The 16,679-nt window shown below is 42.3% G+C and carries 11 protein-coding genes and 1 riboswitch; of the genes, 3 read left to right on the forward strand and 8 right to left on the reverse strand.

Features of this window, described 5'->3' with window-relative positions; genetic code table 11:
• Positions 1-42: 42 nt before the first annotated feature.
• Positions 43-966 carry a DMT family transporter gene (locus K7887_RS20025; RefSeq protein WP_223491365.1) on the reverse strand — a complete coding sequence of 308 codons (924 nt, stop codon included), beginning with the start codon at positions 964-966 and terminating at the stop codon, positions 43-45.
• Positions 967-1,151: 185 nt separating this feature from the next.
• Positions 1,152-6,905 (reverse strand): pullulanase, encoded by a 5,754-nt coding sequence (locus K7887_RS20030; protein ID WP_399209735.1) that lies wholly within the window; start codon positions 6,903-6,905, stop codon positions 1,152-1,154.
• Between the two features lie 340 nt (positions 6,906-7,245).
• Positions 7,246-7,341, forward strand: a riboswitch (cyclic di-GMP riboswitch).
• Between the two features lie 41 nt (positions 7,342-7,382).
• Here K7887_RS20030 and K7887_RS20035 point away from each other — a divergent pair.
• Positions 7,383-7,550: a hypothetical protein gene (locus tag K7887_RS20035; protein WP_223491367.1), complete on the forward strand. Its 168-nt coding sequence runs from the start codon at positions 7,383-7,385 to the stop codon at positions 7,548-7,550.
• A gap of 135 nt (positions 7,551-7,685) precedes the next feature.
• On the opposite strand, the gene K7887_RS20040 is transcribed toward K7887_RS20035, so the two are convergent.
• The 3 genes from K7887_RS20040 to K7887_RS20050 form a co-directional block, all read right to left on the reverse strand.
• Positions 7,686-8,111 (reverse strand): DUF4064 domain-containing protein, encoded by a 426-nt coding sequence (locus K7887_RS20040; protein WP_223491368.1) that lies wholly within the window; start codon positions 8,109-8,111, stop codon positions 7,686-7,688.
• Between the two features lie 587 nt (positions 8,112-8,698).
• A complete protein-coding gene (gloA2, locus tag K7887_RS20045) occupies positions 8,699-9,085 on the reverse strand; it encodes an SMU1112c/YaeR family gloxylase I-like metalloprotein (RefSeq protein WP_223491369.1) in 387 nt (128 codons plus the stop codon).
• A gap of 460 nt (positions 9,086-9,545) precedes the next feature.
• Positions 9,546-10,097 (reverse strand): hypothetical protein, encoded by a 552-nt coding sequence (locus tag K7887_RS20050; protein WP_223491370.1) that lies wholly within the window; start codon positions 10,095-10,097, stop codon positions 9,546-9,548.
• Between the two features lie 222 nt (positions 10,098-10,319).
• Between K7887_RS20050 and K7887_RS20055 the strand changes: the two genes are divergently transcribed.
• Positions 10,320-10,571 carry a hypothetical protein gene (locus K7887_RS20055; protein WP_223491371.1) on the forward strand — a complete coding sequence of 84 codons (252 nt, stop codon included), beginning with the start codon at positions 10,320-10,322 and terminating at the stop codon, positions 10,569-10,571.
• A gap of 5 nt (positions 10,572-10,576) precedes the next feature.
• On the opposite strand, the gene K7887_RS20060 is transcribed toward K7887_RS20055, so the two are convergent.
• The 3 genes from K7887_RS20060 to K7887_RS20070 all read right to left on the reverse strand — a co-directional run bounded on the left by K7887_RS20060 (position 10,577) and on the right by K7887_RS20070 (position 15,084).
• Positions 10,577-11,032: a hypothetical protein gene (locus K7887_RS20060; RefSeq protein WP_223491372.1), complete on the reverse strand. Its 456-nt coding sequence runs from the start codon at positions 11,030-11,032 to the stop codon at positions 10,577-10,579.
• 68 nt (positions 11,033-11,100) lie between these two features.
• Positions 11,101-11,478: a nuclear transport factor 2 family protein gene (locus K7887_RS20065; protein WP_223491373.1), complete on the reverse strand. Its 378-nt coding sequence runs from the start codon at positions 11,476-11,478 to the stop codon at positions 11,101-11,103.
• Positions 11,479-11,649: 171 nt separating this feature from the next.
• Positions 11,650-15,084 carry a S8 family serine peptidase gene (locus K7887_RS20070; RefSeq protein ID WP_223491374.1) on the reverse strand — a complete coding sequence of 1,145 codons (3,435 nt, stop codon included), beginning with the start codon at positions 15,082-15,084 and terminating at the stop codon, positions 11,650-11,652.
• Positions 15,085-15,401: 317 nt separating this feature from the next.
• On the opposite strand from K7887_RS20070, the gene K7887_RS20075 reads away from it, so the two are divergent.
• Positions 15,402-16,676 (forward strand): helix-turn-helix domain-containing protein, encoded by a 1,275-nt coding sequence (locus tag K7887_RS20075; protein ID WP_223491376.1) that lies wholly within the window; start codon positions 15,402-15,404, stop codon positions 16,674-16,676.
• The last annotated feature ends 3 nt before the right edge of the window (positions 16,677-16,679 follow it).

A 16,679-nucleotide genomic window follows, 5' to 3' on the forward strand; every position in this document is an offset into this window, starting at 1 on the left:
TGATCCTTTACCCGGCTGTTTTTTATTTATGGAAAACTTTTTTTACCTTTCTATTCCCCGAAATTGGTTTACTGAGCCAGTGCCTCGCCTTTCCAAAGCTCCAGACCCCAGCAACACACCTGCCACAATCAGCACAAGTCCGATAATGTGAAAATAGGTTACTTTTTCACCGAGCAAAAAGACAGATCCGATGAGGGCAAAAAATGGAGTGAAGTTTAGAAAAATGGACGCTTCTGCCGGACCAATCTTACCAATGATAAAGTTATAGGACATATGACCAAGTGCGGTTGCAATAATGGCAGATATGAAGAATGCCAGCCATATCTCTCGTGGTAAAGATGCAAACTCCCTTACCGCTCCCGGTTCTGTAATCGCCCCAATGATTAATAAGATTCCAGCACCAATGACCAGCATGTATCCTGTCAACAGGCGAGGATCCAAAGTTTTTGCAAGTTTACTTATAAGGATGAAGCTGAAGGCTTGGGTTAATATGGATAGGAAAACATAGACATCACCTATGTTGACTTCCGATATTCCATTGCTTCCAACTAAGATGGTAATGGTGACACCAGCTCCGCCTAGGATAAAGCCCGTCCATCTTAGAAGATTTGTTTTCTTTTTAATGAGGACGGTTGCAATCAGGGCAGTTAAGATTGGCCCCGCTCCTAAAATAATTCCTGCATTAGTGCCTGAAGTCCCTTTTAGTCCAAGCGATAAAAAGTAGTGATGACAGACCACATTTAGAAAAGTAGCGAGTAAGATATATTTGGCTTCTCTTTTTGTTGGTAGCCTTACAAGTTTAAAAATTGCCAGAATCATAAATACGGTAAGTCCTGCTGTCATGACACGGAAAGCGGTCATGATAATCGGACTTAAGTTCTCCACAAGAATTTTCACCAGTGGAACGTTCATGCCCCAGAAGATCATGATGAGGAACAGCGCTGAATAGTATTTGGTGTTTTGCATGGTGGGGCTAACTCCTTTTTTGTTTTCACATATCGTAACATAATAGGCGATCCAGTATGAAGACATTTTCTTACTGGGCATTTACTTGAAAGTGTCTTCATATATTTTTCATCCCACCAAAAACATAAAAAGAGTGTGAATCTAGCGTATACTATACACGCCAACCCACACTCTTTTCTAACCACTTACTTACTAAATTTCAGTCTTCTTCTACCCAGATACATCACGCCACCAAACACTACCATCACCGTTCCAAGCATGATGTAATTGAATGAAGATGTTGCTGTTTTGGGTAGCTTGTTACCTTTGCCGGGATTCTCTCCACCTTTTCCTGGTGGTGTTTTCCCATTGCCTTTTCCTTTGCCAGGGTTCTCTCCGCCTTTACCAGGTGGTGTTCCAGGCTTGTTACCATTTCCGTTGCCAGGTGGCGTGTTACCATCGCCGTCCCCGTCACCAGGGTCCGTACCTTCCTGCTCACCTACGCGAACCACAACCGTTGTCAGTGGCTCTAACGTGATGTCTTCTGCAGTCAATTCGAAACCGCTCGGCTCCGAAACCTCAACCACTCCGGCCTCATCCGCATCAACCACTACCACACCGTCCGTCAAATCATCACCCAACGTTAGTGTTCTACTAGAATTATCCGCATTAATAAACGTGTAATACTCGACACCCGCAGTGGACACGCTCTTGAACGCAACAACTAAGTCTTGCTCCTTGATTTCAGGTGCTGTAACCATTGTTACATTGGTATCCACCAACTCACGATCGCCCAGGCGGAATGCATCAGAAGAACGACGCAATTCAATTAAACCTGTCGTGTACTCACGTGTCACATTATTTACTGGATATTTCTCCGCATCTGTTGCCTTCTCCCAATCGATTCGGTTAATGATATCTGAAGAATCATAGGAATCGTGGATGAAATATGGATAAACAAATGGGTTACCTTCAGAGTCTGTCATATAAGTAGACTTGTATGGCGCCTCCGTTGCTTCCGCTCTCCATTGCTTTGTACGACCAAATTCCTGGCCAGCATGCAAGAACGCTGTTCCTTGAGACGTCAGTACCATCGCATTTCCAATACGAATTCGTTTATGAATCTCTAAATTGTTTTCCGGAACATCCGGGTCTTTTTTGATAGATTGCGCAATCACATCATGCAACGTTAAGTTGTCATGAGCGGCAATGTATTGAACCACATCACCCGGATCATCCGCTTCAAAGTTATACGGCTGTCCTTTGATGTTATCAAAAATTTGCTGCACGTTACGCGCGCCGCCTGTAATGAAGCGAGGCTGCCCTTCGCTTCCGAAACCGGATTTCAGCTCGTTACGGAATTCATCAGAGAAACTACCCACTGCTTCCGTGTCTTTCATCCATTGCTGGTCAGCCGCTTGCACCGGCTCCCCTTCGTCACCGGCAAATGTTACCCAGCCTTCGCCGATCATCACGATATTCGGATTCAATTTTTTCGCTTCATCAAAAGCAAGTTGAATACTTTCTGCATCATGGTCACCCATCATATCAAAGCGGAATCCGTCCACTTTGTACTCGTCCACCCAATGTTTGATGGAATCCACCAACACGCGGCGGGACATTTCATGGGTCGTACCAAGACGTCCGCCACCAAAACTTGTTCTAGGCGTTCCGTCCGCATCCATGAAGTGATAGTAATTCGGTACAAGGTCCTCAAAGATGTGAACCTGTGCCGTATGGTTAAACACGACGTCCAATACCACTCCCATGTCGCGTTTATGAATCTCTTTAATTAAATTCTTGAATTCTTTGATTCTCAGTTCTGGGTCCTCCGGGTTCTCCGAATACATACCAGATAAAGAGAAATAACCGTGAGGGTCATAGCCCCAGTTATAGTTCGTATCAGTGGAAGCATACTCTAGCATACGTTCCGCCGACTCAAACTCGTTACTAAAATAGTAGCTCATGACAGGAAGCAATTGAATGTGTGTCACACCAAGTTCCTGAATATAATCCAATTTTTCTACAAAAGAAGCAAATGTACCGAATTGCGCTTTCAAATCTTCCCCAATGTTCGGGTCAGAAGTGAAGTCACGGACATGCACCTCGTAAATGATCGTGTCTTCGCGTTTTTCAAAGCCAGGGATGTCAGCATAATCAAGTTCAGGTCCGATGGAACCAACGTCGACAATCGCCGCTTTGCCTACCTTCTCTCCTGCTTCATTGTTCCAAGCTGCCATGGACTTTGCATAAGGATCCAGGGCAAGATTCGTTACATCACCATGTGTAATTTCATAGTGGTAATAGTAACCTTTCAAACTATCAAGTCCCGTGTTATCTTCTGCTAGTTTCACAGACCAGACGCCACGGTCCCCTTTAACCATTTCAATCGTATCAACGACTTCGTTTTGGTCATCCTTGTCATAAAGAACTACAGATACTTTTTCCGCTTTTGGCGACCATACTTTTAACGTAGCTGTTCCGTCTTCATGTAATTCCGCTCCAAGCTTGCCGTCATAAGCATACATTTCATCAATCAGTTTCCAGCCTGATTTTGCTGAAACCGTCACATCACCATAAGTGACATCGAATGGAAGCTTCTCTAAGTCAAACTCTCCGTGAACATAGACGGTTTTCGGGCCTTCAATCGTTACATCGTTGAAAGCTACATCGTTACCGTCTACATCCACAATTTTCAACTGTTCTTTCAGTTCTGCTAAATCTAAGCCCTCTGTTTTTGTAAAAGTCAGGGTAATCAGCTTATCGGACAAAACCTCTCCAGACACAAGCGCCAATGGAACTGTTCCATAAGGATTCGTGTAAACCTTATCTTCGCCTTCTTTTACAAAAAGTTGGTTGTATTGTTGTAACATTTCAAACGTCATATCTCCCGTTTGCGCTCCTGATTGTTTGTTCACAAAAAGGAAGCCGATTTTGTTTGCATCTTCTTTTAGCTTGATGTCGTAGTAAGCACCGTATTTACCGATACCTGCTGCATCTGCGGCACCGTTCGGCCAGCCGTCAGATGGGGACTCAACATCTTCCCAATTCCACAATCCCCAACCGTCATAGTCGGCGTTCGTTCTTTCATAATGAATGCGGACCGTGTTTTCAGGCAGGTCAGCCGGTTCATATAAAAATACTTCGTCAGAGCCTTGCTTGATCCATACCTCATTCAAGTCTGGACTAAAGAGGTCAACCGCCTTGTCGCCGCCGTCTTTATCTCCATTTGTCGTGTTCAAAACAAGGAAGCCGATATTTTGCGCGCCTTCTGCAAGCTCTACGTCCACATATGCACCATAGTCTGTTACGTTCTCAGCTTCAAACGGTGTACCGCCTGATGGCCAGTTTTCAGAAGGTGCTGCCACGTCGCCCCACAGCCATAGGCCAAGGTTTTCGTAGCTGTTATCTGTGCGCTGATAGTGAATGCGAAGCGTGTTTTCTCCGATTTCACCAGGCTCAGTTGGTTCTTCCTCAACAGGTGGAACTGCTCCATTTTCCACTTCAAGCAAGACCGTTCCCCCGTCTTCCATCGCCGGAATGGAGAAGCTTACTTGGCCTTCTTTATTTGCTTCGTACTCTTGACCAGAATAGTGGTCAGTCACCACTGCTTCTGAGGAACCGAAGTTCAACGTCACATCTTTCGCCGTAGCTTTCGTATTCAATCCTACATATACGGAATTTTCTCCGTACGTACGTGAAAATAATAGATATCCTTCACTGTCAGATCCCGCTACCTTTTTGCGGTCTCCTTTCGCAAATGTGTTCGGATTATCATTACGGAATGCCAGTACTTTTTGGTAATGCTCTAGAATTTCATTGCCTTCCACATCATCCCAAGGCATGTTCTGGCGGTTGTCGTAATAAGGGTAATTATTTTTACCAGGCAAGCCCAGCTCTTCTCCGTAATAGATAACAGGCTGACCTTTTGCCGTCAGCTGAAGGGATGCAGCCACTTGATACTTGCCAAGGTCTCCTCCCACCATTTCATAGAAGCGGTCCTCGTCATGGCTTCCTAAAAATTGACCCAATGTTGCTGTGTTATTTAGTTTGCTGTTACGCGCCTCAAGCTTTTGCTGGACCGCATCCAGCTGTCCGTTTGCAAAATCACGGGCATAATTTTTAAAATCAAAATCCAGTAAAGAGTCCATCATTCCGCTGTTCAGGTAGCCTTGGTCGTCATTGACATTTGCTCCCCATGCTTCCCCAATCAGCTTGTGCTCAGGCATTTCTTTCGTTAACGCATTTTTGAACGCCATCCAAGTAGTGTCTTCCACGTGCTTAACCGTGTCGACACGGAAATAATCAATGGTGTTGCCGTTTGCCGTTCTGGACTTTTCGATCCAGTCTGTCTGCCATTGAACCACCTGCTCACGGACAGCAGCGTTTTCCGTTAGAAAATCCGGAAGGCCAGCCAGCTCACCGCGAACTGTATCTGTTCCGCCATCACGGAGCATTCCGTCAAAGCGTGCGCGGTCCTCATCTGTCGGGAAGTTCGCTACATTGCTGCTGTCACTTGGTTTCAATCCATACCCTGTGTGATTCAGCACCACATCGACCATGATTTTAATGCCGCGTTCATGTGCCGCATCAATCATTTCATGGAAGTCCGCCATGGAACCGAAATGCGGGTTCAATTCCCCGAAATTATCCGCCCAATAGCCGTGGTAAGCATAATATGGAGTATCCGGTCCATCGTTATGTCGAACATCATATTTAATGTTATCAACAACCGGACTGATCCAAATTGTATTGATTCCAAGCTCGTCCAAATAATCAAGTTTCTGCGTGATACCTTTGAAATCCCCGCCCTGGTATGTACCAGACTTGCTTGTGTCGTAGCCAATGTCATGAGGATCATTGTTGGAAGTATCTCCATCAAAGAATCGATCTGTCAGCATAAAATAAACTACAGACTGATCCCAATCAAAATCTGCCTCTTCACCTGTGAAGGTACGTGCCTGAACCTCTAAAGTTACAGATCCCTCGTGGCTATTTCCGAATTCATCAATCGCAGTGACAGGCAAGGTTTTCACACCTGCTGTTACACTTTGCTTGACCGCAACTGTCAATTCATTCAGTGCAGGATCGATGGTCACTTTCTCGCTGCCACCGATTTCTGATAGATTAATAGACATCTCACGGATTTTCGTCTCCGTTTCTGATTCAACGTCCACTGTCACCACAGCGTTCTGGTTATAATCGACCTTAGCCGGAGTAACCGAACCTGTTACTTTTAAATCAGACGCCAAGTACTCGACAACGGATTTCCCATCTACTGTGTTATATGGATCAGATACTTCCTTTGTCTCTCCATCCACTGTCACCAAATAAGTATATTCATGCTCGCCTGTTGGCAGGTCGTTCACTGTATAGGTAAACCGCTCGTTTTCAGTCTCTGCAGTCATTTCATATTTTTCGCCCAGTATGGAAAGCTCGACTTTTTCGACCTTGTCCATTTCACCTGTTGCGTACAGGTCTTTATCACGGAAAAAGAAATCTGCGCTGCCGTCCGCAACAACAGGTGCACTGCCGTCAGGGATTTGAACGAAATTTTCCTGTTGGCTTACTACATCTACCTTGGTGATGTCATCAATTTTGTTAACCGGAATGTAGCGATCCTGATCAAAATCTTTTTGATCCCAGCCATCCCCTTTTCGAATAACAAATCCAACTCTGTCTGCTACATCACCTACCGCGATGTGAGCATACGCCTTTCCATTTTTGAATTCCGTAAAGTCTATCTGGTCATCTTTGACACCAGTCCCCCAGACCCATAAATTCCAGCCCTCATACTCCCCATCAGGCCTTTCATAGCTGAACACAATCCTTTTGTCCCCTGTTTCGGCTACCGCTTTAGTCGGCAGATAGCCCGCAAACATGGAAACAACAAGTAAAACGGAAAGCAGTACAGCCATTCCCCTTTGAAACCTTCTCTTCATATCCCCTGCCCCTTTCATTTTCTTAATCTCGGCATCAAATACCATGATGACTGACTTGCTAATTTGCGGAAGCGTTTGCACATTCAGATAGGATTCACCGAATTGGGAAACCGTTTGCACATAATTGCACAAAAAGCAGCCTCCCAACTATAAACCTACATAATTATGCAAACGCTACCAATATTCTACTTATAAGATACTATGAATTCTGAAAACTTTCAATGGGTTTTTAAGATTTGGGGATAGGCGTGGTAGCCCACCTCTGTCAGCGTGCCTGTCCACTCAACCTAAACACACCTAAAGTCCTATGTCTTTACACCCTCTAAAAGACTACAATTAAAGGGTACTTCTCATAAATCATGGAAAAAGGCAAACCTAGTGAAAGCTAGTGACGCAAAACTATAGGGACTTAAGTATGCTTTTTAAACGGCATAGCAGTTAGCCAGTTACCCGCATCAACCTCCGTTGATTTATGAGTGAAAAGGAGGTCCTGCTATGAAGAGGGTAAAAAACTTACAGTACTTCTGGCACAATATGAGATCGAACTATTACACTGTCATTGCTGAAGATTGTTTGGACAAGAACGTGAAGAAGCAACTGGTGGAAAAAGCTGAATCTCATAAGCTAGTAGCAATTCAATGCAGAACAAAAATCAAGATTTAACTTGTTAGATCTTGATAGACAACTAAGATGAACAGAAAGACGAAAAAGAAGAGGCCTCATGTTACTGGGCCTCTTTGTTTTGAAGGGACAGGCACCGTGACCCATGTGGGTCGAGGTGCCTGTCCCTTCTGCTCATTAAATATGTTGTTCTGTTACTTTCGGCTTTCTTGCAAATGCCATGATTCCTGCAATCAAGTAGAGAATTGCTGGGATGATTCCGAAACCAATCGTTCCGATTCCGATGACAAGTGCTGCTAGAATCAGCATGATTCCTGCAAGTACAGGCTTTTTGTTTCCTTTAATGGCAATAATTCCGATCACTCCAAGAATTAGAGAAATAAGACCGACTGCTATCATTGTTGGACCTGCCGCTGCCAATATATCCATGAATGCCGTCATATCCATTTCTCCCATTGCTGGGTCGGCAGCCATTTCTTCTTCCATTACCTCTGTGAATTCAGGATCCGACATTCCTAAGTTCATTAATACTCCAAAAAGTGCCGTCAATCCGCTGATAATCACTGCGATGACAGTCATTACTATCTCTGCTGTACGTTTCATTCTCATTTCCTCCTCTTATTATGTATCTAACTGTTCTTGCGTTTCCCTTATAGGAGTAATACGAGGATTAACCTATAAAGGTTTCAATTTTTTCAAAAAGATATTCCCATTTTACCACGATAGAAAAGAGGATAAAATAGTAAAATATTATATTATTTTTCCATAATGGTTATTTTCATTCCTCTCCTTAGCCCTAAGATTCGCTAAAAAAACCTTCAAACCGCGTATTTCCATGCGGAAAATGTAGGAATTTTTGTTGTTTATATCAAGTTAATAAAAGGTATTTTTATAGTATAGAAACATAGCAGAAAAAAACGAAAGCGGGGGAAAGTTTATGAAGATTAAAGTGAAGAGCTGGAGAATGTTAACTGCCCAAGATAAATTGTTCATCCTTAAAGCGGTAAGCCGCCAATCCCAATCCAAAGTAAGTGCGTAAATTACTTAGAGAACAGGTCTCTCTTCCAAATACCTCATTATAATTAACTCGATTTTTCAACTATTTACTTCTACAAACCAAGCCTACAAAAGTAGAAACATGACCTGTTCTTTAATTTAAATGCCAGCAATAGACTGCTGGCATTACTAATTTAATTCTCGTACAACTCAATTGGCAAGCCGTCTGGGTCAGAAAAGAAAGTGAATCTCCCTTTGGTAAATTCATCTACTCTTATGGGTTCGACCTCCACACCCTTTCGTTTTAGTTCCTCTACTGCCGCTTCAATATCAGTAGTTTGAAATGCCAGATGGCGAAGTCCTTGTGCTTCCGGGTAGCCTGGTCTGACTGGTGCATTCGGAAATGAGAATAATTCCAACTGTGTGCCGTCTGGAAGAGCCAGATCCAATTTATATGAATCTCTCTCTTTACGGTAAGCCTCACGGATAATGGGAAATCCCATCAGATTAACATAGAACTCTTTTGAAATTTTATAATTGGAGCAGATAATGGCAATATGATGGATACCTGTCAAATTCATTTATGTAATCCTCCCTTTCCTTTTTCCTATCTTACAAAAAATTTATCGCATACACAAAAATAGGACAGTTCTCACTGCCCCTTAAAGTCTTGGAGTCATGTTAGCTCACTTAGCAATGACCCTTCCCGCCGATATTGATGCTGATTCCGAAAATGTTAATGTTGAAGTGGTTCTCACATTTTTTGCAGTGATGCTTTTCTTTGTGTTTTGGTTTGCAATGGGAGTGGTGTTCATTTTTCGAGCTAAGGTAGTAATAGCATTTCATATGTTTTGCACCTCCTTTAAAAAGAAGGGGACGGGTTGTCAGGTGGTTTCGGGCACCCGTCCCTCTATCTTCTCTATTATTCTATGTATTTTCTAATAGGATGCATGGGCTTATGTCTTCTAGGGAGAGTGGAAATTAATAGAGGCCGATAGATTGGAAAAGGCAGAGAGGATTCCTCCCTGCCTTTCGAAATTGTTACCTGAATAGTGCCGCTTCGAAACGAGTACTGAAATCTGGTGTGTTTTCATTAATAAATCCCGGTGTCGTACTTGTTAAAAATACCTCTACTAAATCTCCTGCTTCTAATTGAAGAATAGTATTGACGTTTATTGCGTTCACGTACAAGAATCGGTCATCAATCTCTGCCCAATAATCATTATCTGCTGCAACACTTTCGCCGTTGACACGAATTTCAACACGGACACGGTAAGGAATGGTGCCATCGTCTGCTAGAAACGTTACCGTTCCTGCCACATAATAGACACCGGATCTGCGAGGGACAAATGTGGAGTTATTGGAGTTGTAGATATCGCCATTATCAAACTGTTCTTCCTGGAATAAAACCTTGTAGAAAGTGTCGATTTCCTCAATCGTCTGATTTGATGTATTTACTGCACGGAAGGCGTCTGTTTCACGGTTGCCATCGCCGTTCTCGTCATTGCATTTCACATTAATGTTGACGTTTGTTTTACATTTTGACACTTGAGTGGTTTGTTGGTTGGGGCTGTATTTGTAAAAGCATGCCATACAATTTCACCTCCTTTCAAACTAGGAGGAAGACGATCCCATGTTTCCATATCAGGGCATCTTGTCCTCTATTTACTCTATTATTCTATGATAGAGATGTGAGAATGATTGGGTAGAAGAAGGAGAAAAACGTACATTTTCTCACATATTTCTCTTGAGAATCTCATATATGTAGTCGTGAAACTTATTCACTAGGCGGAGGCTCATATGTGGTTAATTCTATTGGGGATTGTATATTTATATTTTGTAATTCAGGGGAATTTGTGGGTCATTATTCTTCTCATCTTGTGCACTGCAGTTATACTTCCTGGATTTAGGATAACTCCTACTCCCTTACTTGATGAGGATTGTGAAATACACCCAGAAGAATATAAACAAGGGGATATCTATGGACATTACTCTGATCCCCTTGCACTGCTTGAACAAAAAAAAGAACGTGAAAAGTTGGAAAAGGAGGGGAGAAAGGGTATTTAGCATAACTAGACCCCTACCATCACTACAATCTTCCCTTCTTCCAACTTATAACTCTTAAGTTTTCCAACTGGAATTATTCTAACAAGATCCCAACTATTAAAGTCGATTGTAATATGACCGCTTTTGTAGGACAGGTGCGGGGGCTTGTCAAAGATACGTTTATTGAGAATACCAAGGTTCAAAGGTTTCAACTTGACAATTTTAAAGATTAGCTCCCTTCCTTCCATCCTAACCGGTTGAAGGGTAATGGAAAATGAGACATCCTTTTTGGCCACCTTAAGATTCGCTTCCGCTTTACCGGTGACAATAATTACACCATCTGTAATTTCCACCGCAATTTCCTGCAGTTTATCATTCTGTCTAAGCACTTCTTGCAGCATAAAAGCAGTGATGGGTACCGGAATGCCATTGCCTTCTTTGACGCGATTAATTCCGCTCTTTACTTTTTCGTAAAAATCCACAGGAAATCGCCTGCTTTCTTGGAATTTTATATTATCTAACAAGGGGCTTTACCCGTCACCAGCTCGTATTAAAACATTCCATGCTCATTCGGCGTTTCTTCCGGAATTGCCTGGCCGACATCCCACAGCTCTACAATCCTCTCGCCTTCAAAACGGAAAATATGAATCACTGCCGCTCCGAGGTCCTCAGGATTCTGTTTAATATGAGAGTGAACAGCAACGGCATTTCCATCTGCAATTGCATGCTTCACTTCAAGCGTTTTGTTGGGGCTTTGAGTCGCGTTTTCTTCCATTGCTTGCATGAGCGATTCAGCATCCCCACGAAAATAAGGATTGTGGTGACGGAACCCAGGGGCAATGTGGCGTTCGAATGCTTCACGGATTTTTCCAGTAGCCACTAGTTCAAGAAATGAGATGGCTGCCTCTTTGAAAATATTACTAATCATTTTCTCAACCTTTCATGTATGTAGTATTTTGCTTACTTAATATCTACCTCTATTGAACCATGATAATAGATACTCTTCATAAACTTCGTCTTTTGCTAGCGTAAGTCCTTCACCTTCCGAAAATAAAAACAGACCCCTCTGAAAAAATGCAAAGGAGCCTGAGTATAAAAATTATCTCTTTATAGTCATCTTTCTTGGTGCAGATGTTAATGATAGTCCAGTTTCGTCTGTACCAGTTACGGTTACGTAATAGTCCCCTTCTGGATAATCTGCGTCAGGAGTCCAACGTAGGCCGTATATAGAGTGTTCATTGTCAATGTTTGCTTCTTCTAAGGAGTTCCCTTCAGCATCTGTAATGACAAAGTGCCAGTCAAGTCGTTTATAGCCGAAAACTGTGATGGATGCTGGCTTGTTTTCATTAATATTCGTGCCTGATACATGAAGGTAGTTGATAAATGGATCCGCGTGTTTCAATTCTTCTTTGCCGGCATAACCAACCCCTACATTTCGGGCTGCATCAATGGAGGATACCATGACAATCTCAGGCTTAACAGAAGAAATATATTCATATTTGTTGCCTCTAAGGTTTTTATAAGACTCATTCACCCAAAGCATGCTTCCAATATACCCTGTCCCCTCTTCTTCCACATCCCAAGTAATCTTATAGGTCCCATCCTGCTGTTCCGTAACTTTCAAGTTTTTCACTACAGGTGCTACTGTGTCCACCTTTATTGGTATTTTCGTTTCTTGTGGCTCTGCACCTTCGTAATCCAGAGTACTAGTAAAAACATAGTAGTATTGTCCATCTGGAAGTATATTTCCTTCGTTATCGAGAGAGTTCCAGAAAGGATATTCAAAAGAGTAATAGTAATTTCGGTAGCTCATGATATTTTTGCGGAAAGGATATGGATTTCCATCTTCTGTGAACTCTTCAAAACTTCCAATAGTAGATACCGTGTTTCCATTTTCGTCCTGAATGCTAAGGGACATTTCCTTCAAATTTCGCAGAGCTGTAAAAGATGGGTATGCACCTGAACTGATAGATCTTGGGGAGACTCCTATAGCATCAGCATCAAAGGTTCCAGTAGCGCCATCGAATCCTAATGGCAAGTCCAGTAATTCATTCCACAGAACTGTGTAGCCAAGAAAAGCATCACCGGTTACTGGGCTTTCATCCACATTGGAGATGGCACCCCAATCACCATAATAGCCCATGAAAGGAATAGACAAATTGGTTAACTCCTTAACAGAGCTTCCTTTCGGAACAAAACGTACATATCCTTCAACAAAGCGGCCCTCACTAAGTTCTTGTGGCAAGGTAATGGAAATGGTCACCTCGTCATCACGGTTTGGCTTGTATTGGAACTTACTGTCTTCTTTTTCTTGTTTTCCATTAATCTTAATAGAAGCATTTTCTACAGGAATAGAATTTAACGTTAGATACTCTCTTTCTACTCCCTCATAGGTTCTCTTTTCCGTTTCATCTGTCAACACATCGACATAGATTTCATATTGATGTCTTGGGTGAACAAGATCTTTGTTCAACGCTTCGACATTCAACGTGAAGTCAAAGGTACGGTCAATCTCTTTAAGTGCGACAGAAGCAGCTTGTTCAAGTGGCACTCCAACATGCTGAAGCAAGTATGGAGTCGTTAGTGCTTGCTCGATTTTCATCATACCGGATCCTTGTCTGCGTGGTGAATAGAGTGTGTTTTCATGCGTCGGATTGGTTAACAGCATGGATGTATTCATTAGCGCATTCTTAGCTTTTAATACTGTTTCCATCGTTTTAGGTAGTTCCATTTCCTGATAATACTTTTGAAGCAAGAGGGCACCACCGGCAGCAACATGTGGACTCGACATGGAGGTTCCACTCATTGTTTCGTATTGGTTATTAATGACCGTGGAATTGATTTTTCCACCTGGAGCTGTAATCTCCGGTTTGAAACTTAAATCGGTAGGTGAGCCAAAGGAAGAAAAAGAAGACATAGGCTCTGTTGCTGTATTCTGTACCCATAGGCCTTCATCAGATAATTGAACAGTTACCTTTTCCCCACTTAGTAAAAGTTCAACTAGCTTATTCCCTTTTCCCTGCTCAGTGGTGACAGCAGGAATGGAATATGGACTAAAATAAAGGGAAGAATAATCCGACACACCTGGTGGTGGAATGACGATTGCCGCTGCCGCTCCTTTCTTGTTTGCTTCTATTTGTACTGTAGAATAGAAGGCATAGGCCTTTGCTGGTTTGGAAAGGACAATCTTTCCTTCCAAGGATCCCAGTTCTTTAAAATCTGCCGCTAACCCCTCTCCCACATAAACGACCTCATATTCCTTTGTTGGGTCTAGATGATCAATCGGCTTCTTGATGTTGGGTTGAATCTGGTAACCTAGCACACTACCATCATTTAAACCAAAACCATCTACCTTCATTAAGTCATTTTCAGAAGAGGCAACCTGGAGGGCATAAGGCGTTATACCAGGATCTCCAACAAGCCCAATATCAGGGTTCTTTGCCAGTGGTAGCTGAGAACGTTCCAAGAGATTTTGTTTAGTGCTGTACGCTGCATTTCCAGCTGAAGCAACAACCAATACCCCTTGTTCTGTTGCATACTGGATCGCACGTTGAACCGGATCATTCGCATCTACACTGCCTGCATCCGATCCTAAACTTAAGTTGATGACATCTGCACCAAGCTCCACAGCATGGTAGATTCCTGCTGCAATATCATCATCATACGCATAGCCTCTCGTATCCGAGAAAACTTTTTCGGCTAACAACTGCACATCCGGTGCTACCCCTACCGCTTTTTTCTGGGACTCTTCAAATGCTCCAACAATTCCTGCGACATGTGTACCATGAGAGTTCTTTGCTGGGATAACATCATCATCTTTATCTGCCCAGTCATAGCCTGAAGGTACCTTGTCTGTGTACCATTTATCAGCGATTTCCGTGGCATTCAATTTTTCCTGAATAGTATCCTGTGTAAGCTTTGCATGTTCTTTTCCATTCTCAGAAAGCGTCAGCGCCTCATGACGATAATCTATTCCGGAGTCAACGATTGCGACAACCATCCCCTCTCCACGATAGTTATATTTTGTCCATACATTCATCGCTTCGACTAGCTCCTTACTGTTTACAACAGTATGCTCGTAGGTTTTCGCGATACGGACATCCTTTACACCGTTCATGTTCTGGATTTTCTGTGCTTCACCTAGAGTGGCATCCATACTGAACCCGTAAAAACCTTCTGTGTAGGTATGCCTTACTTCTCCCGAAACATTTCTAGCTTTTACAAGGCTAGTTTTCACCTTTTCTACTTGCTGCTCAGTTTGAGAGGCATCTCCCTTATCCTCTACTTCGACTATCAATCTCACTTTTTCATTTGGATTAGATGACTCAACCTTTTCTCCATATAAAAGATCGTTGCTCTCCTGTTCAAACATATTAAAGATGTTTTGCTCTGCTGGCCCTTTCTTCAGCATGTCCAATTTAGCGTCCGTTTCCTTAGAGTACTCAAATCCAGCACTAGCTTGCGATGCAAATCCACTGAACAGTAGTACAAAAATAAATAAAATAGATAGTGCTTGTCGCTTGGTTCGTTTCATCTTTTCACCCTCTTATAGTTAATAGATTTTCATGATTCTAAACTTAATCTTAGAGGGACAAGTTTTGTCTGTAAATTGGGTTAATATTTGGGTTTTTACTGGGTTTTTCGAAATCTATAAATATAGCTCCCGAGAGTAATAGACTATTTTTTATAGCCAAAAAGACTCAGAACGAAAACCAATCAGCTCTATTGGTTTCAAGGAGGAGTATTTAATTTTCCCAAACCTCGTTTTCCGGTTGTGAAAAATAGACATCCAACCACTTCCTACTGCCTATTACCTGCCAAAAAAAAATGCTAAGATAGGGGAAAGTATCGGTGGTGAAAAGGATGAAAGAAGGGTTGATCATTAAGTTATATCGCGAGCGTTCTGGGATGACTCAGACGCAGCTTGGGAAAGGGATATGCTCTGTCACCCACATCAGTAAGATAGAGAGTGGGAACACTAAATATTCTGCTGAAATCACTGACCTTATTTGCGAAAGGCTGAATATTGACCTTGAAAAAGAGTTGGCCGATTATGAACAGTTGGAGAAATTGTTAGATGATTGGCTTCAAATGATGATTCATCAAGAGACCTATGAGCTTGATTATATAAAAGAAGATATAGAGGAGAACACTTTTATACATATCCCTCAATTGCAACAAACCTATCGAATCCTGCTGGCAAGATACTGGCTAACAAAGAGAAATTTAGAACGTGGAAGGAGTCTATTGGAACAGATTCAAACCCGCTCTGAATACCTTGAAAGAAAGAATAAAAATCTGCTTTTTCACACAATGGGCATCTATTGCTTATCAGTAGGGAAAACCAAGAAAGCTGCCCAACATTTAATAGATGTAAATCCATTGGAATACGGTAATCATGAATTTTACTATCATCTTGCCTCCGCCTTGCATGCTATGGGTGCGAAGGTAAAAGCCTATCATTACTGTAATCTTGCACTGTCTTATTTTCAAAAAACAAACAACTTCAAGCGAGTATTAGACACACAGCTATTAATGCTTTCTCAGATGGATTCTGATCCTATTTACTTGAAGGACGATGCCTTAAACAACTACCAAGAACTTATTAAAAGTTGTCGTAGATATAATGAAGGAGCCAAAGAGGTATACATATGGCATAACCTTGGGGTCCACTATACATCCAGAGGACTTTACTTGGAAGCAATAAAAGCCTATCGAATGGTCTTAAAACAGTGCGAAAACCCTTTTCTCCCTCACCTCAAGCTAGGAGCCTTAAGGGGTTATATTCACAGTTCACTTATGACCGAAAATTACATAAAAGAAGTACTGGAGGACCACTTACAAACAGGTATTTACTTGGCCGAGAAAATGTCCAACCATACCTACCTTCATGCCTTTCACGCTCTCCAATTGCAGCTCAATAAGAAAGGGGATGAAGAGTACTTCCGCTTCCTCGAAGAAATTTTTCTCCCACAGCTTCAAGCTGAAGGAAATCAGACCATTCTCACTTTATATGAGAGAGAACTCTTTCACTACTATTGCGAGAAAGGTGAATATGAAAAGGCATGTAAAGTGGCTGAGAAGTATGTGGAGACGGGAGATTTTTTAAGAAGGCAGCCTTTTTAACTA

The organism is Sutcliffiella horikoshii (assembly GCF_019931755.1).
Classification (GTDB): Bacteria; Bacillota; Bacilli; order Bacillales; family Bacillaceae_I; genus Sutcliffiella_A; species Sutcliffiella_A horikoshii_E.

Coding starts and splice junctions, on each gene's coding strand:
- K7887_RS20025 (WP_223491365.1), bottom strand. CDS start 966: ATGCAAAACACCAAATACTATTCAGCGCTGTTCCTCATCATGATCTTC.
- K7887_RS20030 (WP_399209735.1), bottom strand. CDS start 6,905: ATGAAAGGGGCAGGGGATATGAAGAGAAGGTTTCAAAGGGGAATGGCT.
- K7887_RS20035 (WP_223491367.1), top strand. CDS start 7,383: ATGAAGAGGGTAAAAAACTTACAGTACTTCTGGCACAATATGAGATCG.
- K7887_RS20040 (WP_223491368.1), bottom strand. CDS start 8,111: ATGAAACGTACAGCAGAGATAGTAATGACTGTCATCGCAGTGATTATC.
- gloA2 (WP_223491369.1), bottom strand. CDS start 9,085: ATGAATTTGACAGGTATCCATCATATTGCCATTATCTGCTCCAATTAT.
- K7887_RS20050 (WP_223491370.1), bottom strand. CDS start 10,097: ATGGCATGCTTTTACAAATACAGCCCCAACCAACAAACCACTCAAGTG.
- K7887_RS20065 (WP_223491373.1), bottom strand. CDS start 11,478: ATGATTAGTAATATTTTCAAAGAGGCAGCCATCTCATTTCTTGAACTA.
- K7887_RS20070 (WP_223491374.1), bottom strand. CDS start 15,084: ATGAAACGAACCAAGCGACAAGCACTATCTATTTTATTTATTTTTGTA.